This is a genomic window from Chitinimonas sp. JJ19 (assembly GCF_036961565.1).
In the GTDB taxonomy this organism is placed as follows: domain Bacteria; phylum Pseudomonadota; class Gammaproteobacteria; order Burkholderiales; family Chitinimonadaceae; genus Chitinimonas.
In genome coordinates this window covers 247,119-267,588 of sequence record NZ_JBAMDD010000006.1, presented here as the reverse complement: position 1 = coordinate 267,588, position 20,470 = coordinate 247,119, and the positions used below count along the sequence as shown (strand labels likewise).

Annotated in this window: 17 protein-coding genes and 5 tRNA genes; 16 read left to right on the top strand and 6 right to left on the bottom strand. The window is 64.9% G+C overall.

The window, feature by feature from the left end:
* The first annotated feature begins 195 nt into the window (after positions 1–195).
* The gene (locus V7714_RS10095; RefSeq protein ID WP_335709602.1) at positions 196–2,070 is read left to right on the top strand and encodes a reverse transcriptase family protein; all 1,875 of its coding nucleotides are present in this window, start codon (positions 196–198) and stop codon (positions 2,068–2,070) included.
* Between the two features lie 106 nt (positions 2,071–2,176).
* Here the strand turns inward: V7714_RS10095 and V7714_RS10090 are convergent, their stop codons facing one another.
* The 5 genes from V7714_RS10090 to V7714_RS10070 form a co-directional block, all read right to left on the bottom strand.
* Positions 2,177–2,611 carry a DUF3592 domain-containing protein gene (locus V7714_RS10090; protein WP_335709601.1) on the bottom strand — a complete coding sequence of 145 codons (435 nt, stop codon included), beginning with the start codon at positions 2,609–2,611 and terminating at the stop codon, positions 2,177–2,179.
* 184 nt (positions 2,612–2,795) lie between these two features.
* The gene (locus V7714_RS10085) at positions 2,796–3,263 is read right to left on the bottom strand and encodes a DUF3592 domain-containing protein (RefSeq protein ID WP_335709600.1); all 468 of its coding nucleotides are present in this window, start codon (positions 3,261–3,263) and stop codon (positions 2,796–2,798) included.
* 112 nt (positions 3,264–3,375) lie between these two features.
* The gene (locus V7714_RS10080) at positions 3,376–4,083 is read right to left on the bottom strand and encodes a Bax inhibitor-1/YccA family protein (protein ID WP_335709599.1); all 708 of its coding nucleotides are present in this window, start codon (positions 4,081–4,083) and stop codon (positions 3,376–3,378) included.
* Positions 4,084–4,262: 179 nt separating this feature from the next.
* Positions 4,263–4,958, bottom strand: coding sequence for a suppressor of fused domain protein (locus tag V7714_RS10075; protein WP_335709598.1), 696 nt, complete (start codon positions 4,956–4,958; stop codon positions 4,263–4,265).
* A gap of 250 nt (positions 4,959–5,208) precedes the next feature.
* On the bottom strand, positions 5,209–5,502 hold the full coding sequence (locus V7714_RS10070) for a helix-turn-helix domain-containing protein (RefSeq protein WP_335709597.1): 294 nt from the start codon (positions 5,500–5,502) through the stop codon (positions 5,209–5,211).
* Between the two features lie 207 nt (positions 5,503–5,709).
* On the opposite strand from V7714_RS10070, the gene V7714_RS10065 reads away from it, so the two are divergent.
* The 9 genes from V7714_RS10065 (at position 5,710) to V7714_RS10025 (ending at position 10,248) form a co-directional block, all read left to right on the top strand.
* A complete protein-coding gene (locus tag V7714_RS10065) occupies positions 5,710–5,985 on the top strand; it encodes a hypothetical protein (protein ID WP_335709596.1) in 276 nt (91 codons plus the stop codon).
* Between the two features lie 284 nt (positions 5,986–6,269).
* Positions 6,270–6,341, top strand: a tRNA-OTHER gene (locus V7714_RS10060).
* 442 nt (positions 6,342–6,783) lie between these two features.
* A tRNA-His gene (locus tag V7714_RS10055) sits at positions 6,784–6,861 on the top strand.
* 57 nt (positions 6,862–6,918) lie between these two features.
* The gene (locus tag V7714_RS10050; protein ID WP_335709595.1) at positions 6,919–7,122 is read left to right on the top strand and encodes a hypothetical protein; all 204 of its coding nucleotides are present in this window, start codon (positions 6,919–6,921) and stop codon (positions 7,120–7,122) included.
* A 238-nt stretch (positions 7,123–7,360) separates the two neighbouring features.
* Positions 7,361–7,428: transfer RNA gene (locus tag V7714_RS10045), tRNA-OTHER, on the top strand.
* Positions 7,429–7,479: 51 nt separating this feature from the next.
* Positions 7,480–7,556: transfer RNA gene (locus V7714_RS10040), tRNA-Pro, on the top strand.
* A gap of 74 nt (positions 7,557–7,630) precedes the next feature.
* Positions 7,631–7,706: transfer RNA gene (locus tag V7714_RS10035), tRNA-Trp, on the top strand.
* Between the two features lie 532 nt (positions 7,707–8,238).
* Complete coding sequence (locus tag V7714_RS10030; protein WP_335709594.1) at positions 8,239–8,814, top strand: HNH endonuclease; 576 nt, start codon at positions 8,239–8,241, stop codon at positions 8,812–8,814.
* A gap of 135 nt (positions 8,815–8,949) precedes the next feature.
* A complete protein-coding gene (locus V7714_RS10025; protein WP_335709593.1) occupies positions 8,950–10,248 on the top strand; it encodes a nucleotide sugar dehydrogenase in 1,299 nt (432 codons plus the stop codon).
* On the opposite strand, the gene V7714_RS10020 is transcribed toward V7714_RS10025, so the two are convergent.
* A complete protein-coding gene (locus tag V7714_RS10020; protein WP_335709592.1) occupies positions 10,249–11,805 on the bottom strand; it encodes a class I adenylate-forming enzyme family protein in 1,557 nt (518 codons plus the stop codon).
* A 153-nt stretch (positions 11,806–11,958) separates the two neighbouring features.
* On the opposite strand from V7714_RS10020, the gene V7714_RS10015 reads away from it, so the two are divergent.
* From V7714_RS10015 to V7714_RS09990, 6 genes are read left to right on the top strand one after another with little or no spacing between them, the layout of a single operon-like run.
* A complete protein-coding gene (locus tag V7714_RS10015; RefSeq protein WP_335709591.1) occupies positions 11,959–12,729 on the top strand; it encodes a class I SAM-dependent methyltransferase in 771 nt (256 codons plus the stop codon).
* 24 nt (positions 12,730–12,753) lie between these two features.
* Positions 12,754–13,026 (top strand): acyl carrier protein, encoded by a 273-nt coding sequence (locus tag V7714_RS10010; protein WP_335709590.1) that lies wholly within the window; start codon positions 12,754–12,756, stop codon positions 13,024–13,026.
* Positions 13,023–14,129, top strand: a complete 1,107-nt coding sequence (locus V7714_RS10005) for a hypothetical protein (RefSeq protein WP_335709589.1) — start codon at positions 13,023–13,025, stop codon at positions 14,127–14,129. Before V7714_RS10010 ends, V7714_RS10005 begins: the two co-directional genes overlap by 4 nt.
* A complete protein-coding gene (locus V7714_RS10000; RefSeq protein WP_335709588.1) occupies positions 14,126–15,232 on the top strand; it encodes a radical SAM/SPASM domain-containing protein in 1,107 nt (368 codons plus the stop codon). Before V7714_RS10005 ends, V7714_RS10000 begins: the two co-directional genes overlap by 4 nt.
* Positions 15,225–19,310, top strand: a complete 4,086-nt coding sequence (locus V7714_RS09995) for a non-ribosomal peptide synthetase (RefSeq protein WP_335709587.1) — start codon at positions 15,225–15,227, stop codon at positions 19,308–19,310. The genes V7714_RS10000 and V7714_RS09995 overlap by 8 nt, the downstream gene beginning before the upstream one ends.
* Positions 19,303–20,469 carry a radical SAM protein gene (locus V7714_RS09990; protein ID WP_335709586.1) on the top strand — a complete coding sequence of 389 codons (1,167 nt, stop codon included), beginning with the start codon at positions 19,303–19,305 and terminating at the stop codon, positions 20,467–20,469. Before V7714_RS09995 ends, V7714_RS09990 begins: the two co-directional genes overlap by 8 nt.
* The last annotated feature ends 1 nt before the right edge of the window (position 20,470 follow it).

Sequence of the window (20,470 nt, the reverse complement as noted above, 5' to 3'; positions counted from 1 at the left end):
CCCCACGCGTCACTGGCCTGCTCTTCACTGGGCCGTAACACACCCCTAGCGCCATGACGGTGCGGCTTGTGCCAAGCCCGATGGCGCTAGGGGTGCGTTACGGCTTCGAGTGGAACAGTCCAGTCTACAAGGCTCTTCGATGAGAACCCCGCCATCGCGTTCCCCCCTCTGTCCTGCCCGGCGTAGCGCCACCTTATGAGCGACGCCGCCCAAACCAGCCGCGAAGCAGTCATCGCGCGCATCCGCAACAGCAGCAAGGACGCCGTCGTCCTGGAAGAAATGCGCCGCCTGGGCTTTTGGCCCCAGGGCCAGGCTTCGCCCGGTGAGGGCGAGGTGGCTGCGCTGATCGAACAGGAAGCCGCGCTGATCCAGGAACTGCAACAGATCAACCGCAACCTGGCCCGTGTGCGCGACCCGCAGGCCGCGCTACTGGAGATGAAAAAAGAGCGCATGGCGGCTGCCAAGCGCCGCCGCGAGGAAACCCGCCAGCGCCATGCCCAGCTGCGCTACCAGCGTGCCACCGCCTGGCATGCCCGCATGCAGCAGGACATCGTCTACCTGGGAGCGGGCGTATCGGAGGGCCTCGATGATGCGCGCCACGATGCCGCCAGGCTGGCCAGCAAGCAGCTGCCGCTGCTTGATGGGCCACAGACGCTGGCCACAGCCATGGGTGTGCCACTGGCTGAACTGCGCTTTCTGGCCTATCACCGCAGCGTTTCGCGCATCAGCCATTACCGCCGCTTTGGCATAGCCAAGAAGACCGGCGGCGTGCGGTTGATCTCGGCCCCCATGCCGCGCCTGAAGCGTGCGCAATATTGGGTGCTGGACCGTATCCTGGCCAGGCTGCCACTGCACGAGGCGGCGCACGGCTTTGTGCCGGGGCGTTCCATCGTCGGTAATGCCCTGCCCCATGTGGGGCGCGCCGTGGTGCTGAACCTGGATTTGCAGAACTTCTTCCCCTCCGTCGCCTACCCGCGTGTGCGCGGCCTGTTCCAGTCGTTTGGCTATTCGCGCCAGATGGCAACCCTGCTGGCGTTGATCTGTACCGAGACGCCCAGCGAGGAGGTGGAGCTGGATGGCAACCGCTACCATGTGCAGACCGGCGAGCGCTGCCTGCCACAAGGTGCGCCGTCCAGCCCTGCCATTACCAATCTGCTGTGCCGGCGGCTGGACAAGCGGCTGACTGCCACGGCGGCCAAGCTGGGCTTTAGCTATACCCGCTATGCCGATGATATGACCTTCTCGGCCGATGCCCCCCAGGCCGACGGCCTGGCCCGACTGCTCTGGCGGGTCAAGCGCATCATTGCCGACGAGGGCTTTACCCTGCACCCGGACAAGCAGCGCATCATGCGCGCCGCCAGCCGGCAGGAAGTAACCGGCGTGGTGGTAAACCGGCAGCCGGCCATCTGCCGCGATACGCTGCGGCGTTTCCGGGCGACGATGTTCCAGGTGGAAAAGGATGGCCCGCTGGGCAAGCAATGGAATGGCAACAGCAACGTCATTGCCGCGCTGGAGGGCTATGCCCGCTTTATCGCCATGGTGGACCCTGCCAAGGGTGAGCCGCTGTGCCAGCGCGCTGCCTTGCTGCGTGCCAAGTGGGGCTCGGTACTGCCAGCGCCTGCCAGCACTGGCTATCGCCGTGCCTTCCGGGCGGCCAGTGCCGAAGGCCGGCAGACGCCGGGCCGCATCTGGCTGCCGGCGGAGAGGCCCGTGCCCCAGCTGGAGCAGACCGACCAGCAGCAACGCGAGCAGCGCGCCGCTGCGCGCGAGGCCGCGCAGCCCAGGCCAGCGCCACAGTCCACCTCCGGCCGCCCCAATGCCACCCCGCCTGCCACCCCGCCGCAGGGCGCCAACCCGGCTGCCACCGGCTTTGTGCAGCAATACTATGGCCTGCTGGCCGTAGGCCAGTTCATGGCCCTACTGGCCATCGGGGTGCTGGGCCGCTTCTGGCTGTTGCCGCTATGTGGCCTGGTCTTGATGCTGTATGCCTTGCGCACACGCCATATCAGCGGCTGGCATTTTGCCTTGGCCTTGGTGGTGGGCATACTGTTTGATGGGGTATTGCATTAGGCGCCGCGAACCAAACCCTTTTGGAGCGCTCCCGTACGGGTTCGCAGCCTTGCCCTTCATCCGGCAAGGTTGCGAACGACGCGGCGAAAAGACTTTGAACAGGCTCTTAGCTGCGGCGATAGATGGCCATGGCTATTGAGCCCAGCAGGCAGGCGGCGCCAACACCCAGCAGAAAATCCGAGGAATCTGCGTGATCGGACAGCACGACGGCCTGGGTGTCCTCGGGCAGATAGCGTATCTCCAACGGCGGCATATCGCGCGGGGACTGATTCCGCAGGCTTTTGCCCAGGCGGTCGGATAGATCAACCGAGGCCCGCACCGAACGCCCGCTTTCGGTTTCATAGTGGATACTGGCCGAGTAGTTCCGGCTGCGCCAGTCTATGGTCTGCCAGTCCACACTTTCGATGGTGGCCTCGGTCGTCACACCATGATCTTCCAGCGCCCGGTTATCGCGGCGTTCCTGATAGCCTTGGTACAACATGATGGCGCCCACTACCGCAAGTACGGGCAGGGTCAGCGCATCTCTTGTCGATTCGAACATCAGTTCATTCTTTCTGTTTTGTCGCTGTATTGCCGTAAACCAGGCAAAAAAGCCCCTGTGGGTGCGGGGACACAAGGTGCCTCGCAAATACACAAGATAGGGAAACTATCGGCGATGGGATAGGTACAAACAAACACACCGGCCTAGCGCCGGTGTGTTTGCGTTTTGCCGGAGGAAGCGCGTATCAGGCAGCCGCTGTTTCCATCTCGCCGGCAGACTTCTTCTTGTAGTGACGGTAGAGCACTACGCCCACGGCTGCCAGCAGGGCCACGGCGGCGCCGCCGAACATGCCGGCGGAGCTGTCCTTGTGGTCGGCCAGTTCTATCACCTTGGTGTCTTCCGGCAGGTACTTCACCTGCAGCGTGGCGGGGGCGTCGCTGTCGCGCAGCTGCTTGCCTTGTGCGTCTGGCAGTTCGACCGAACCGGCGATTTCCTGGCCGGCTTCGGTGGTGAAGCGGATATCGGCCTTGAAGTTGCGGTCACGGCCGCGCTTGGTGGACCAGTTCACCTGCTCGACCACGGCCTCAGCCAGCTTGCCGTGATCATTCAGGGCCTTGCTGTGGCGGTATTCTTCTACGCCGCTGTAGAGCAGGCCTATGCCGACAAGGATAAGGACGGGTACGAGCAGAAAGCTTTTGATTTTATCGATCATGACGGTATGTATGTATCGGTATGCAATGTAGGGATGGGCGCAGCCAGCCTGCAGGCTGGCCGGCTGCGCCTAAGGGCTTGCCCCGGCCGCGTCGATGCCGCCGGGACAGGTATCAATCGTCGCTGCTGGCCAGCGACAGCAGTATGCGCAGCACGTACCACAGCATCAGCGCGATGGAGGCGAACAGATGCAGGGCAGCGCCGGCGGGGCGGTCGGTGGGGTAGTGATGAATGATGTTGGAGGTGTCGTACAGCACGCAGCCGCCGGCAAACACCACCATGATGGCGGAGAACCAGATGCCCAGCTGGAAGCCGAAGATCACGCTGGCGATGATGGCGCCCAGGGCCACCATGCCACCGATGCGCAGCATGCCGCCCATGAAGGAGAAGTCCTTCTTGGTGGAGAAGGCCGTCCAGGTCAGGCCACCGACCAGAAGCAGGGTGATAAAGCCTGCAGCGGGGATGGCGGCAGGGGAGATGGCGGCAGCCAGGGCGAACAGCGGGGCAAAGATCAGGCTTTCGGCCAGCACATAGATGCTCAGGCCGACCAGCTGCTTCTGATTGCTCTCGGCGTTATCGGCCAGATGGGTGGCCAGCCAGCCCACCACCATGAAGCCGCCCATGAAGGCCAGCCACATATACTTGCCGCCAGCCAGCACACTCAGCATGGCGCGGCCCAGGCCGACGACATGGAAGACGGCCGAGATGGCCACGAACGACAGCATGGCCACACTGAGGTGAACATAGGTGGAACGGATGAACTCGGCGCGGCTGGCGACGGCCATGCCGCCGCTAGGGCCGCCTTCGTAGATTTCTTGCACAGTTATTTCTCCCTGATTATCAGATAGTTCGCATGCATTTGGCATGTCGGGGCGAATTCTAGCAGCCGCTCGTGGGTATGCCTGCCTGCATGGGGGCGAGTGTGAATAGTTGTGTAGTGATCAGGGTGGGCCATGCAACCTGGCTGCTGCTGTCTGGCCCATCCTGATGGTGGCCCTGCCTAGCCGGTCAGGCGCGACCAGAGCCGCGACAAGCCGCCTTGCTTGGGCAGGACGCGCTCCAGATCGCTGAGCTGGCCCACCCCCTGGCTGATCAGCTGCTTGAGCAGGGCCGGCGTGCCGGACTTGCGCGACAGCGTGACTTCCTCGTCGTTGATGACGGTGATCACCAGCATCTCTACCGGGCCAGCGGCCGACTGCAGGGTTCGCGGCAAGGGGGCAAAGGCCTTGGTGATCATCAGGTTAACCGGTGCCGCAGCACCGATGTCCAGCCCGCCGGTGGTCATGCCATCGTATGCTTCCACGATTTCCAGAAAGCCGGCCTCACTGACGACCTCGGCATACAAGGTCTGGGCTATGGCCTGCAGCGCCCAGTCGGCTGGGCCCTGGCTGATCACCAGCAGCTCATAGCCCAAGCCGGCGTCCCGCTCCCCGGCGAAGGCCTCAGGATCACTGAGCCCGCAGGAAGCGTAGATATGCGTGCCTGGCCCGTAGATATCGGACGCTATGCTCAGAATGCGGCCCTGCCAGTAGCCGGCCAGCGCTTCGGCGTTGAAGGGGGTGGCAGCTACCTTGCCCAGCTGTTGCTCATAGAAGGCCAGCAAGGCCGTGTCGTCGAACCCGGCAAAAGGTAGCCCCTGCAGCATTGAGTGCTCAAGGGGCAGGCTTTGCCTGAGAATGCGTGCATTGTTCGCCATCTGAATACCCTCTCCCTTTGGTGTTTTACATGACCGGCTGCATGCTACGCAGTGGACGCAGGCCGGTCATACCCCATATGGGTGAGTGGTCGCGAGATTCGGTGTGGGTACAACAGGGTCGCGAGCACTTGTATCGAGGCAGGCGTGCAGCCCATGCACGCGATGGCGAGCGCCAGCAAGGGCGGGAACAATCTGGGGGCGTCTGCTGAACGCATCACTACCCAGCGATGACTTGCGCCATTACCCGGAGCTAGTCCGGCGGGGTTTCCAGGGTGATGAACAACTCGTCTATGCGGCAATCGAACAGGTTGAGCAGGGCATCCAGCACATTGGTATTGAGTTTTTCGGCCTGGTTGTCGACGATGCGCTTGAACTGCGAGTAGGAGATATCGCAGCCACGGCTGATGAGCTCGCGGTAGAGCTTGGAGATATCGCGGTAGCCGTGCTGGGCCATCAGCACCCGGACATTGAGTGCAAGGCGGCGCTGGCCATACTTATAGCCCTGGCCGGCCGGTGTGCTGGCGGAATCGGTGGTATCTGGCATGCATGTCGTTCCTCACTACGACATGCACATCATACCGCAGCGGGTCGCCAGGCGCACTTTATGGCCCTTTGGCGAAAAAAATGTGCATCAGATGGAAATAAATTGATTGCAGGGGCTTGCGCCCGGCTTTTTTATCGTGCCATACTGCATCCCATACCAGCCCGATAGCGGGCCGGGACACATGAATTTCGAACTGGAGCTGCAAACGTGAACACCCTTTCCATCAACCTGATAGCAGTGAGCCGGCGCATGACGTCGTGGCTGGCTGTTGCGGCCGGCGCTGGCGCCGCTCGCCTCGGGTTGCCGGAGAGCGTGGCTCAGGCGTTTGCCGCCACGCCGACGCTGGCAGGCCAACCAGCCGGCCGTCATGAGCGCAAGCACCACGAAGTCTGCCTGGGCAAGCTCAATCAGTACCAACAGGCATGGCACATGTACAGGAAGCATCCGGGGTTTACCCCACAGGTCGCTGGAGGAATACGCTAGCGACGGATCGAAACGCTCGATCAGGCTCCAAGCCCGGATGCTCCAAATGGACTCCGGGCTTTTTGTTTTCTTGGCATTGGAGTTATCGATGAACCTTCACCTCAAGCGAGCGTGCCAGTCGGACAGTGGCACCGGCCCGCAACCCAGCAGTAAAGCCCTCGCTCGGCGGGGCCTGTTCCCGGTACTTACCGGATACGGACAGCAACGATCTTTCACAACATGGCGTCGTACTGCCCCCTCCCCTGTGCCCAGCATGTGCATGGCGTGGTTGCCGGGGCAGCCGCGTGGATGTAGCTCAACCGGTAGAGCGTGACCCAATGTGGTCGAGGCCGTGGGTTCGAATCCCACCATCCGCGCATTCACGTAAGTGGCTTCTGTGCTGGCTGTGGCCTGCCTGTACCGGCAAAGTCGCGGGTGCGATGGCCGCCACGCAGGGGCAGCGGTGCAGAGGCTGCTTACGTGAATTGGATACATACAGTAGCGAGGTAGCCAGCCTACCGTTTTGCGCACCGTTCGACTTCTGGTGAGGTCACTGGACTTTCAATCCAGTCAGAGGGGATCGTAACCATAGAGCCTGCTCAATGCTTTTCGCCTCGTCGTTCGACACCTTGCCCTTGGCAAGGCATCGAACCCGGAGGGCTGATCTGGAAAAAAGCCATCCACTGCGTTGTGGAGCTTGGCAATAACTTGTTATTGCCAGCACTCCCCGCCTTGGGTCTGGCCCTTTTCCAAATCAGCGACAAGGCGAAAAAACATTGAGCAGGCTCTGACGGTGTATCAGTTTCGCGTGTACTTCGGGGAGATCGTAGCTCAGTTGGCAGAGCCCCAGGTTGTGGTCCCGGTGGTCATCGGTTCGAGTCCGATCGGTCTCCCCCAAGTACATGCTTTTCATTCAATCAATCGTGCCCAGATGTGGCAGGAAGGAGAGTCATCATGGCAAACCCTACAAGTATCAAGAAGCCGACGCTCGATGCCTTCGAGCCCATGACCCCCTTGGCCATGCAGGCCGCGCGCGAGTTGCTGAGCCGTGGCGGGGTGTTGGTCAGGGCCAGTCGCAGCATGGTTGAGATACGCAGGCAGAACCAGCTGGCCACCATAGATGGCGCGGCACGGGTGACCTGGCGGCCCGCGCTGTAGGGCGCGGCCAGCCCCGGCGCGGCCTGCCTTGCCGTCGAACCGGGGTATTTCTTTTATTGGGGTGTAGCTCAGTGGGTAGAGCACATGGCTTTGATCCATGTGGTCGGGGGTTCGAATCCCTCCACCCTTGCCAACTCTGTTAGATAAACAACTCAGGTAGGTAATAAGTGCTGACCATGGTGGGGCACTCGCGGCGCTTGAACAGCGCAGCGCCCCAGCCTTGGCGGCCACATTTTCGGCGGGAGCCTGCTGGTAAGGCGGGTGGCTGTTTTGGCTGCCTTCGTGGGTTCGAATCCCACGCCCGTAATGGCATCTGCCAGGCGCGCTCGGCGCTGGCGCCAGATGTTGATCTGCTTTCGAAGCGTAGCGCAGCCCGGTAGCACACTTGGTTTGGGACCAGGGGGTCGTCAGTTCGAACCTGACCGCTTCGACCAAACAACCGCAACGGTTTCGGCACTTTAAGTCGGAATCTGTTCGGCCACGCCTGCCTTTGCAGGCATCCCTATCCGGCTCAGTAGCGCAATTGGCAGCGCAGCGGATTCCAAATCCGAAGGTTGGAGGTTCGATTCCTTCCTGGGTCGCCATCTTTAGCGTCGCATTTAAGCGGCACCACCTCCCCGCAACTCGCATGGACGCACTGGCTCGCTATGCCACTGTGCCTGCGGGGTGACACATCCATGCAGCACCAGGGTGTCCTCACACCCGTCCGGCGGAAGCCGGGGTGCTGCGCCTTATTTAGTGGATGGCAGCTTGCCCTCCACCCGAATGCCACGGTCTGGCTGGCTGTGGAAAGGGAGGCCCGCCATGCCCTTGCACCGTAGGTGCCTGGGGTAGATGGGGATGGGCCACGCACGGGCATGGTGGGGGCCTGTGTGGATAGTTTCGGGCGTTGGGCGCTGGCCCGGTTGCCGCCGTTTTGTCCGGTTTTCCGCGGCTGCCGCGGCCGGCTGTTGCTGTCCTGCCTATGCCAGCAAGTTATTGATTCACATGGCGCCATAGAGACTACACTGCAGGCAAGGGTGGGGTCTTGTGATGCCCGGATGCCGTATATCGCGCGCGGCCCTTGGCGCGATACCAACCCAGAGAAAAACAGATACATGTAACCAAGGTGACATCATGACCATGAAGCAAGTGCTGACCCTCGATATCGCCGGCCGACCCTATGCCTGGCTGAATCCCGAAGAAGCCGTAACCTACTACGCCAAGAACAAGGTGGCGTGGGAACTGGGCCGTGCCCGTGCCGTATTCCGTGGCGGCTACAACCACCATGGCGCGCGTTCGCGCATTGAAGTGGCGCCCATCATTGCCATTGCCGGCAGCGAGATCATGGCCTCCATGGCCTGGGATCAGCTGGTGCTGAGCGACCGCGACAATACCCTGCTGTTCAAGCGCGACCAGAATACCTGTGGCTACTGTGGCCGCCGTCTTGCCCGCCGCTACCTGACCCGTGACCATATCCTGGCCCGCAGCCGTGGCGGCAAGGATACCTGGACCAATTGCGTGACGGCCTGCCGTGACTGCAACCAGGCCAAGGGTGCCAGGATGGTGGAGGATTTCCGCCCGCTGATCTATGTGCCTTACGCACCCTGCCGGTTCGAGCATTTCCTGCTCAGCGGCCGCAATGTGCTGGCCGATCAGCATGCCTACCTCAGGGCCAAGCTGCCCAAACACAGTCGCCTGCGGGCACACTGAAAGCCAAGCGTTCCAGCCGGACACTTGGCTTTTTTTCTGCCTGCCGGGTTTGCAGGCCTGTGAGCCCGCCCACAGGCAAACCATCAGGGGGCTGCTAGGATGGCGCCATTGTCTGCCGCCTACCGGAGCCTGCGCGTGTCCCTACCCCTGTTGCATCCCGATGGCCAGCCCGTACGGATCGCCGTGCTGGGCTTGGGCTATGTGGGGCTACCCCTGGCGGTGGCCTTTGCTCGATTTTTCCCGGTGCTGGGTTTTGATACCGATGCCGCCCGGGTGGCCGCCATCCAGCAGGGTTACGACGCCACCCGCTCGCTCAGCACCGCCGAACTGGCGGCGGCAAGCCAGCTGCGCTGCAGCAGCCAGGCGGCCGACCTGGCGGGCTGCAATGTCTACATCATCACCGTGCCTACCCCCTTGGATGCGGCACTGCAGCCAGATCTTGCTGCGGTACTGGCGGCCACCCGGCTGGTCGGCCAAGCCATGGCGGCGGGTGCGGTAGTCATCTATGAATCCACCGTCTACCCTGGGGTGACCGAGGCGCATTGCGCCCCGCTGCTGGCCCAGGTGTCGGGCCTCGCCTTCAACACCGGCTTTGTGGTGGGCTATAGCCCTGAACGGGTCAGCCCGGGCGATGGCACGCGGCGGCTGGCCGATATCTGCAAGCTGGTGTCGGGCTCCACCCCGGCGGCGGCGGAGTTTATCGAGGCCCTGTACGGCTGCGTGGTGCCTGCGGGCATCTATCGTACTGGCAGCATTGCCGTGGCCGAGGCGGCCAAGCTGATAGAAAACACCCAGCGCGATCTCAATATCGCCCTGGTGAACGAGCTGGCCATGCTGTTCTCGCGCCTGGGGCTGGATACCGTGGAGGTGCTGGAAGCGGCCGGCAGCAAGTGGAACTTCCAGCCTTACCGGCCTGGCCTGGTGGGGGGGCACTGCATCAGCGTCGATCCCTATTATCTGTGCCACCAGGCCCGCGCCGTGGGCCATACGCCGCAGCTGGTGCTGGCAGCCAGGCAGGTGAACGAGGGCATGGCCCACCATGTGGCGGGCGAGGTGCTACGGCTGATGGCACGGGCCGGTCTGGCCGTAGCGGGTGCCCCGGTGCTGGTGCTGGGTTTCGCCTTCAAGGAAGCCTGCCCCGATATCCGCAATACCAAGGTGGCAGACCTGGTGCGCGAGCTGCAGGCCTGCGGTGCCAGGGTGGATATCTACGACCCCTGGGTCGATGCCACCGAGGCCTTCAGGCAGTACGACCTACGCCTCCTGCGCCAGCCGCCCCAGCCGGGCGCTTACGCTGCCCTGGTGCTGGCCGTGCCGCAGCCGGAGTTCCTGCACTGGGGCGTGGTGGGCCTGCGGGCGCTGGGCCAACCCGGCCATGTGCTGTACGACCTCAAGTCGGCCCTGCCGCAGGGTGCGGCGGATGGGCGACTGTAGCTACTGGCTGTCTGCAACCGACAGGGCCGTCTTGTCGACCTTGCCGGTGCTGGTGCGTGGCAATTGCTCCACCAGGCTCAGGTACTGGGGAACGTGGCTGGGTTCCAGTTGCTGCCGGCAGGCGGCCAGCAGGCTGGCTACATCCAGCGAGGCACCGCTGGCCGGCAGCACATAGGCCTTGATGGCGTGGCCCCAGACGGGGTCGGGCACGCCGATGACGGCTGCCTCCCTGACGCCAGGCTGGGCCAGCAGGGCCAGTTCCACCTCGCGCGGCGCCACCTTCTCGCCGCGTGACTTGATCACCTCGTCCATCCGCGCCACAAAGTACAGATATCCCGCTTCATCCAGCCGGCACAGGTCGCCGGTGTACAGCACCTGCTCGCCGGGCAAGGGGCCGGGCCGCAAGCGGCGAGCGGTGGCCTCGGGTTTGTTCCAATAGCCGCGCATGACGGTGGCGCCGCGTATCACCAGCTGCCCCACCTGCCCTGGCCCCAGCTTCTGGTCGGCCTCGTCCACCAGCCACAACTCGGTGCCGGGTATGGCCAGGCCCACACTGTCGGGTTTGTGCGGCAAATCCTGCGGCGGCAGATAGCTGCAGCGCTTGCACTCGGTCAGGCCATACATGGCAAAGAGCTGAGCCTCGGGGAACAGCCGCTGTGCGGTGGCGATATGGCTCGGTGCCAAAGCGGCGCCGGTGCTGCTCAGGTAGCGCAGGTGAGGTAGTGCAACCTTGTCCGCCGGCAGTTCGGCCAACAGCGCCAGCACGCTGGGGACCAAGGGCCAGGCGGTGACTGCCTCGCGCCAGGCGCGGGCCAGCAGCTGCGGCAGGAGGGCATGGGAGCGCTCCAGCAGCACCCTGGCGCCGACAGCCGTGGCCAGTATCAGCTGGTACAGGCCGTAGTCGAACGACAGTGGCAAGGCCGCCAGGATCACATCATCCTGCCGATTGCCCAGGTAGTGGTTGATGGCCGCGGTGGCGGCCAGCATATTGCGGTGGCTCAGCATCACCCCCTTGGGCTCACCGGTGCTGCCCGAGGTATAGAGGATGGCGGCCAGATCGATATCCAGGTTCTGGCCCGGTGGCTGGAAGCTGGATGGCAAGGCAGCCAGCGCGGCCGCATGGCTGCATAGCCCTGGCAGCGGCTGGGTGGCAACGCCAGCGACCAGCACGCAGGCCAACTGGTGGAATTGCCCCAGCAGGGTGGCATGCTGGTCGGCCAGTGCCGCATCGGCCATCAGGGCGCGGGCGCCGGTGTCGTGCAGGTAGTAGGCCAGCTTGTCGCTACGGGTATGTGGGCTCACCGGGCAGACCACCGCGTCGGCCTTGAGCACTGCCCACAGGGCGACCACGCTGGCGACGCTGTTGTCGGCCAGTACGATGACCCGATCACCCCGCATCAGGCCAGCCTGCAGCAGGGCGTGGGCCAGGGCGTCGCTCTGGCGGGCCAGCTCGGCGTAGCTGAGACGCTGCTGGCCGCAGACCAGGGCGATCTTGTCGGGCAGTTGCTGTGCGCTGTGCGCCAGATAGTCCTGCAGCAGGGAGCCGGGCAGACGCATCTGTGAAGTCCTTCACTATGCCCAGATGGGCGATGAACTAACATGGCGCTAAACCTGTGGTGATGCAAGCCATCACTGCATGACTTGTGAAGCGCGTCACAGGGCAGCGGCCCGGGCGCGGATCTGGACCGGGTACAGACAGGAGGAATTGCATTGGATGAAGTCGTACGCCAACCGTCGGTGCAGGAGAGTGCCTGGCGCCTGCTCAAGGGCCTGCGGCCCCGTGCCGTAGACCTCGCCAGGCTGGCGCTGATCCAGCAGCCGCCGGCTGAGTGGCTGGCCCAGCCTGATCATCTGGTCGCCTTGCTGCCGCAGCTGGGCCTTAATGACGAGGGGTTGGCGGAGTTTCCGCCCGCGCTGCATGGCAGTTGCGGCCAGGGCCTGCGCATCTGGCAATACCCCATCCAGTTCGGCCCCTATCTGGCCCAACTGGCCCGCCTGCAGGTGCGCTCCTATCTGGAGCTGGGCATACGCCACGGCGGCAGCTATCTGGCCACGGTGGCGCTGCTGGAGCGGTTCCGGCCGCTGGATTTTGCCGTGGGGGTGGACATCATTCCCTGTGCTGCCATGGCCCAATACCAGGCCATCAACCCGCGCAGCCGGTTTGCCTGTCTCAACAGCCAGTCTGCCGAGTTCAGCATGCTGCTGCAGCAGTACGGCACCGTAGACCTGGTGTTCATTGATTCGCACCATGAGGAAAACCAGTGCCGGCGGGAGTTCGCGGCGTTGGCACCCTACGCCAACATGATTGCCTTCCACGATATCAGCAATATCGGTTGTCCCGGCATTGCCACGGTCTGGCAGGAGATCAAGGCCTTACCCGGTTGGACCTGCCATGAGTACACCGAGCAATACCCCGGCCTGGGCCCCTATATGGGGATAGGCCTGGCCATCAAGAACAGCCGTCTGGACGAGCTGGCCTAGCGTGCCAGGACGGCGGAGGAAAACATGCAAAACACCATCGCAACCATCAAGGCCATTGTGGCCAAACTCAAGCGTGAACCCGCCCTGGCCGACAGCCTGGGTGATACCGCCGACCTGATCAACGAGGTCGGACTCGATTCGCTGGAGATGTTGCAGTTCATGCTGGAGGTGGAAGAGCGCCTGGGCATAGAGATCGACTTTGACGCGCTGGAGTTCGACTACCTGCGCTCCATCGCCACCCTGGCGGGCTTCCTGCAGGGCATGCCACGGCGCCAGCCGGCAACGGGGCTGGCATGAGTGCGCCGGTCGCCGTCATCCTGACCTCGGCCGTGGGGCTGGGGGTCTATATCCCCGCCCTGTTGATACAGGGACGCCTGCGCCAGCAAGGGCTGGTGGTGCGCTGTGAGGTGCTGGAGGACTATTACACCGCCAGCCGCCAGCAAAGCCATATTGCCCACGGTGAGGCTCATCACGCCGATTTTGCCCTGGCGCAGCTGGCTCACCGCATGGCCCGCGATGTGCAGGACTGCCTCGACGGCGAGCGGCTGCAGACCTTGCTGACGGACTGGGCCCGGCAAGGCTGCCGCCATTTCATGGTGTGGTCGGGCTTCTGGCTGCCCATCCTGGCGCGCTACCAGGCCCAGACCGGCTGGGCGCTGGAGATAGACCATTGCCGCATCGATGTCGAGATGTCGGCGTCTTTCCGGGTGCATGCCGATCTCGCCGCCCAGGGCCGGGAAATCTGGCTATGGCATGGCGATACCGGCAGGCTGGTGCATGAGATACCGGTGGGTAGCGCCCCACCCCTGCCCTGGCAGCAACGGCAGGCGCGGCTGACCGTACATGGCGGCGGCTGGGGCATAGGCACCTACCAGGCGCGGGCCGAGGCGCTGGCGCAGGCTGGCTTTGCGCTGGATCGCGTCATCCACACCGAGGCCGAGGCCTCCCTCGCCCGACCAGGCGACGCCTGCTTTCTGCTGCAGCCTGGCTGGCGGGCCTGGCACCGCGATGCTGCTGGGGAGTTGCAGTTCCCCGCCATGGGCGAAGTCACGGCTTCACGTGAAACCATCTATCTGCGGCATGCCCAATACCATGTGCTGTATGACGTGATACGCCGTAACCAGGCCATCGTCAGCAAGCCGGGCGGCTGCACCCTGATCGACTCGCTGGCTTCGGCCACGCCGGTCGTGCTGCTGGAACCCTATGGCTATGCCGAGGCCCGCAATGCCGATATCTGGCTGCAGCTGGGCTTTGGCATACGCTACGAGGACTGGCGCGACAGCGGTTTCGACCCCGCCCTGTTGGCGCAGCTGCACCGCAATCTGCTGGCCCATGCCGGGCGCGGCACCGACTATCCGCAGGCCTATGCCGCCAGGCTGCTGCAGGAGCAAGCCGCATGATACGGTTGTCCGACGCACTGGCTGCCCCTTCCTGGGTGGTGATACAGCTGCTGGAGCAGTGCAATCTGCGCTGCACCATGTGCTACGAGTGGGGTGACAATGGCGCCTACCATGGGCTGGACAAGCTGGCGACGCTGGATCTTGACCTGGTACTGCGCACGGTGGACGAATGCCTGCCGAGCAAGCCCACCTTCGAGTTCTTCGGCGGCGAACCCCTGCTCTACCCTGGCATCTGGCAGGTGATACGCCGCATACGCGAGGGTGGCTGCGAGCTGGCCTTCCCCACCAATGGCACGCTGCTGGAGAAATACGCCGAGCAACTGGTAGACCATGGCCCGACCCGCTTGTGGATATCGCTGGATGGCCCGGCGGCCATCAACGACAGGCAGCGCGGCCGGGGCGTGTTCAAGCGGGTGATGCGCGGGTTGGCCAAGCTGCAGGCGGTGAAAGAGGCCAGGGGTAGCCGCTACCCCGAGCTGGGCATTACCTATGTGGTGACCCCGGCCAATTGCGATTTCGTGGCGTCCTTCTTTTTGCAGGATATCGATCTCGGCCTGCTGTCCTGCGTCAGCATCGAGCTGCAGAGCTATGCCACCCATGCCCAGACCGAGGCGTATGCTGAGGTGCTCAAGACCGAATTCGGCGTGCAGGGCGCCCCCTGTGCCCGTGCCTATGCGCGCGATCCGGCCATCTTCGCCGGCATAGACAGCGACAGCCTGACGGCGCAGATGCAGGCCGTGGCACAGGCCTGTGCCGAGCGTGGCATCCTGTTCCACAGCCAGCCCAAGACCTTGCAGGCCGACAATATCCGGCAGTACTTCTCGGCCAACTGGCAGGCCATGGTAGACCACAAGAGCCGCTGCGGCGTGCCCTGGCTGGCCGCCGAGATCTCGGCGCGGGGCGAAGTCAGTACCTGCCATTCCTTTTACGATCTGCCCATAGGCAATATCCACCAGCAGCCCTTGCTGGAGATCTGGCGGGGCGAGCGGCTCAGGCAGGTGCGCGAGCATCTGCGCGGGCAATTGTTCCCTATCTGTACTGCCTGTTGCCGTTACTACGGCGGCGCCGGTGCCTTGCCTGCGCCAGCGGCCCAGCATGGCTGACAGTGTTGCCACCGATACGGGGCATGCCGACCGCTGGCATGCGGTGCGGGCAGGCCTGCAGGCGCAGCGACAGGCACCGCCGCTGGCACGGCAGGACCGTAGCGGGCCGCTGCCGGCCAGCTTTGCCCAGCAGCGGCTATGGCTGCTGGAGCAGTTGAGCGGCCCCAGCGCCCAGCACAATCTTTGCGTGAGCCTGCACCTGCGTGGCCCGCTGCAACCATCGGCACTGCAAAGCAGCCTGACCCTGCTGCTGGACCGGCACGAGGCCCTGCGCACCACCCTGTATCTGGAAGACGGCGTGCTGTTGCAGCGCATACACCCGACCACAGACGTGCACTTGCCGCTGCAAGAGGTGGCCGACGAAGCCACGCTGGCCGAGCTGGCCCATGCCGAGGCAGCCACACCGTTCGACCTGAGCCAGCCGCCCTTGCTGCGCGCCCGCCTGCTACAGCTGGATGCGCAGCAACACTGCCTGTTGCTGACCCACCACCACCTGGCGTTCGATGGCTGGTCGTTCGAGGTATTCATGTCCGAGCTGGGGCAGGTGTACGGCGCCTTGTCCCAAGGCCAGCCTGTGAGCTTGCCCCCCCTGCAATGGCAGTACGCCGATTACGCCGCCTGGCAGCGTGACTGGCTGCGGGGCGAGCAACTGGCACAGCTACGGGCATACTGGCTGGCCCGGATGGCGGGGCCACCCGCCGTGCTGCAACTACCCGGCGAGAAGCCGGCCTGTGGGGTTGCGCAGCGGCGTGGCGCCTGCATGCCGTTCGACTTGCCGCTGGCCTTGAGCCTAGCCTGCAAGGCCATGGCCGCGCAGGAGGGGGTGACGCTGTTTGTGCTGCTGCTGGCGGCCTACCAGACCTTGCTGTACCGGCATGGCGGCCAGACCGACATCGTGGTCGGCACGCCTGTAGCCAACCGTAACCGGCGGGAACTGCAGGGCTTGGTGGGTCTGCTGGTCAATACTCTGCCGCTGCGCAGCTTGATGGACGGCGCGGCCAGCTTTCGCCACCTGCTGGGGCAGTTGCGGCAGACCGTGCTGGAGGCCTACCGCCATCAGGACATGCCCTTCGAGCTACTGGTGCAAGCCTTACCCCTGCCGCGCCAACCGCATGTGCCCCCCTTGGTGCAGACCCTGTTTGCCTACCTCAACCTGCCGCCCTCGGGCTGGACGCTGCCTGGGCTGGTGGTAGCGGCCGACAATGTGGCCAATGGCACAGCCAGGATGGACCTGAGCTTGACCCTGTGGGAGCGCGATGGCTGCCTGGGCGGCCAGCTGGAATATGATTGCGATCGCTATACCTCGGCAGCCGCCAGGCAATTGCTGGCGCAATGGCAGACCCTGTTGGCGGCCGCCGTAACAGAGCCCGGCCTGAGCCTGGATGCCCTGCCCCTGCTGTCGCCGCTGGCGCGTGAGCTGGCCTGGCGGCAAGGCTATGGCCCCAGACCTGACTACCCCCGCGATAGCAGCATCCCGGCCCGCTTCGATACCTGGGCCGAGGCCCAGCCTGAGGCGCCTGCTCTGGTCTGCGGCGAGCAGATACTCAGCTACGGGGCTTTGGCGCGGCGCGCCAACCAGCTGGCGCACAGCCTGGCCGGCCAGCTCGGCCCAGGGGCGCTGGTGGGTATCTGCCTGCCGGCCGGGGTGGACTACATCGTGGCCATGCTGGCTGTGCTCAAGTGTGGTGCTGCCTTTGTGCCGCTGCTGCAGGATGAGCCGGCGGGCCGGGTGGCGGATGCCCTGGGCGGCCAGCCGCTGGCCATGCTGTTGAGCCACACCGGTTTTGCACCGCAACTGGCAGGGCTGGCGCCTGTGCTGCTGCTCGACGATGCGGCGCTGGCCGGCCTGCCGGAGACGCCACCCGGGCGCACGGTGGCGGCGGACGATCTGGCCTATGTGATGTTCACTTCCGGCTCTACCGGTACGCCCAAGGGCGTATGCACACCGCATCGGGGGGTATTGCGACTGGTGCTGGGTGCCAACTATGCCAGCCTGGGGTCCAGCCACACCTTGTTGCAGCTGGCGCCGCTGGCGTTTGATGCCGCGACCTTCGAGGTCTGGGGGGCCTTGCTCAACGGTGGGCGATTGGTGCTGCCGCCCATGCCCCGCCCCAGCCTGAGCGAGATAGCCGGTTTGATACGGCAGCACAGTGTGACCACGCTCTGGCTGACCACCGGGCTGTTCGAGGCCATGCAGGACGCCGAGCCCGCGGCCCTGGCCCTGCCTGAACAATTGCTGGTGGGGGGCGACGTGCTGTCGCCCGGCCATGCCCGGCGCTATCTGCAGGGGAAGCCGGCCGGGCGTTTGATCAATTGCTATGGCCCGACCGAGAACAGCACCTTCAGTACCTTCCACGTCGTGACCCTGGCCGATACCGAAGGCGCCATACCGCTGGGCCGGCCGGTGAGCCAGACCGACGTGTATATCCTGGACAGCCTGGGGCAGCCGGTGCCAAGCGGCGTGGTGGGCGAGGCCTGGCTGGGGGGCGATGGCTTGATGCGGGGCTATCTGGGCCAGCCCGAGGCCACGGCGGCAGCCCTGCACACACTGCCGCTCGCCCAGGGACAGCTGCTGTACCGCTGTGGTGACCGGATGCGCTGGCGGGAGGATGGCACGCTGGCCTTTGTGGGCCGGGCCGATGGTCAGCTCAAATTGCGCGGCTACCGGGTCGAGCCGGGCGAGATCGAGGCCGTACTGGCCAGCCACCCGCTGGTGGCCCGGGCCTTGGTCTGTGCGGCACCGTCACGGCAGCAACTGCAGGCCCATGTGGTGGCGGTGCCAGGTAGCCTGGACGAGGCCTGTTTGCGTCGATTGCTGCTGGCCTATCTGCGGGAGCGCCTGCCGGCGCCGCTGCAGCCGTCTGAGCTGTGGCTGCACGCCAGCCTGCCGCTGACCCCGACAGGCAAGCTGGACAGGGCTGCGCTGCAACAGCTGCCCAGACCGCTCGTGGCTGCCGCTGTCGCTGGGCCGCAAACCGAAGCTATCGCCCAGCTGTTTGCCGATCTGCTGGGGCTGCAACAGGTGGGGCCGGACGAGGATTTCTTTGCCCTGGGCGGGCATTCCCTGCTGGCGCTGCGGCTGGTGGCGCAGCTGGAAGCCCTGCTGGGCCGCCGCCTGCCCCTGGCTGCCGTGTTCGAGCATGCCACGCCGGCCGGCCTAGCCGGCCATATCGACCGCTTGGCTGCCGAGCCGGTGCTGCGGGCTGCGGGGCTGGTGGAGATACGCCGGGGCGATGCGCAGCAGCCCTTGTTCATGCTGCCCGGTGGCCGTGGCGGCATGGCGGAGATGACACTGTACGCCCGCCTGATGCAGCATCTGGCTGGTGACAGGGCTGTCTATGGCCTGCTGTTGGCCGATGGTGAGCCCTTGCCCAGGTCGGTGAGCGAGGCGGCGGCCCGGCATATCGCCACCCTGCGCCGGCAACAGCCCCAGGGGCCTTATGCGCTGGCGGGCGAATGCGTGGGCGGGGTGCTGGCCTATGAGATGGCCGGGCAGTTGCAGGCGCAGGGCGAGGCTGTGTCCCTGCTGCTGTTGCTGGACAGCTGGTGCCCTACGCCATGGCGGCGCTGGCACTGGCGCTGCTGGCAGCAACCCAGGCTGTTGTGGCGCTTGCGGCTACCGTTGGCACGCCTGGGCTGGGCAGATTTCTGGGCGGCCTGGCGCGGGCATGTCCGCCAGCGGCCGGCTTTTCGTCCGCGCCGCAGCCTGCATTATTTCTATCACGTGGCCCTGACCCAGGGCCGGATTGCCGCCGCCTGGTGGCGCAAGGTGGCGCAGGTGGGCCGGGCCGAGGCGGGCCAGGCGGCCAGCCATGCCCTAGGAGCGAACCATATCGCCCAGGCCATGCGCTATCGGCCCAGGCCGCTGGACCTGCCGGTGCAGTTGCTGCTGTCGCAGGCCAACCGGCAGGCAGGGCTGGCGCGCGACTGGCAGGCCCTGCTGGGCGGGCGACTGCGCTGCTGGGTGGCGCCGGGTGACCATGAATCGTATCTGCGTGATACCCCGCAAGCCACGGCCCAGGTGCTGTCGGCCTGCCTGGCGGCCACGCTGGCAAGCAAGGAGCAAGACCATGGATAAGACCAAGGGGTCGCTGCTGGATCAGCAGGCCTTTGAAAAACTGCGCCGTATTGCACCCAATATCCTGGCCAGCCGGCGGGCTGAGCTGAGCGGGGCCGAACAGGCGCGGCCGGTGCCCGAGGAAGTCGCCTTCAAGCTGACCAACCGCTGCGATCTGCGCTGCAGCCATTGCTATCAATGGAATGAGGCGGGCTACCACCGCATGCTGCCAGCCGGTGCCAAGGGGGGAGACATGGACCTGGCGGTCATCGCCAAGGTATTGGCTGCCACCCAGGCCCGCAAGAGCAATGTCTACCTATGGGGTGGCGAGCCACTGGTCTATCGCGATTGGGATGGGCTGGTCGACCTGCTGGCGGCGGACCCGCGCTGGGTTGCCCTGTGTACCAATGGCACCCTGATAGAGAAGCGGCTGGCGGGCCTGCTGCGGCTGTCGGCACAGCTGGAGGTGTCGGTCTCGCTCGATGGTTTCGAGGCTGAGCATGATGCCGTCCGTGGCCAGGGCAGCTTTGCCCGCTCGCTGCAGGGCTTGCGGGTGCTGCTGGCGGCGCAGCGGGTTGGCGACTACCGGGGCGAGATCACTGTGAACTTCCTGATCACCGACCCCATGGTGGCCCGCATGGCCGAGTTTGTGACGTGGCTGGAGCAGGAGGGCGTCGGCACGGTTTATGTCAGCTTTCCCTGGTTTTTGTCGGACGAGGCCAATGCCCGGATGGATGACTACTACCAGCGCCACTTCGGTACGCCCCAGGTGTTTGGACGGCCTAGCTGGTATTCCTACAACTACCGGCTGGCGGCCGACCAGCTGGCCGCGCTGGCGCAGGGCATGGCGGCGCTAGATGCCCGCCAGGGGCCCATCAAGCTGCGCTACAACCCGGCCCTGAGCGCGGCCGAGCTGCCGGGCTTTATCGGTGGCAGCGCTGTGCCGGCGCAGAACAAGCAGCGCTGCCAGTCGCTTGCCACCCGCATGGATGTGTTCCCGGATGGGGAGGTGGTGTCCTGCAAGTTCTTCCCTGAGTTTCGCATGGGTAACCTGGCGCAGCAGGAGGTGGAGGCCGTCTGGCTGGGGCCGCGCTTTCGCCGGCAGCGGGAGACGCTGGCGCGCTGCGGCCTGATGCCGGTGTGCGCCAAGTGCAATCTGCTCTATACCCGTGGTGGCTGAG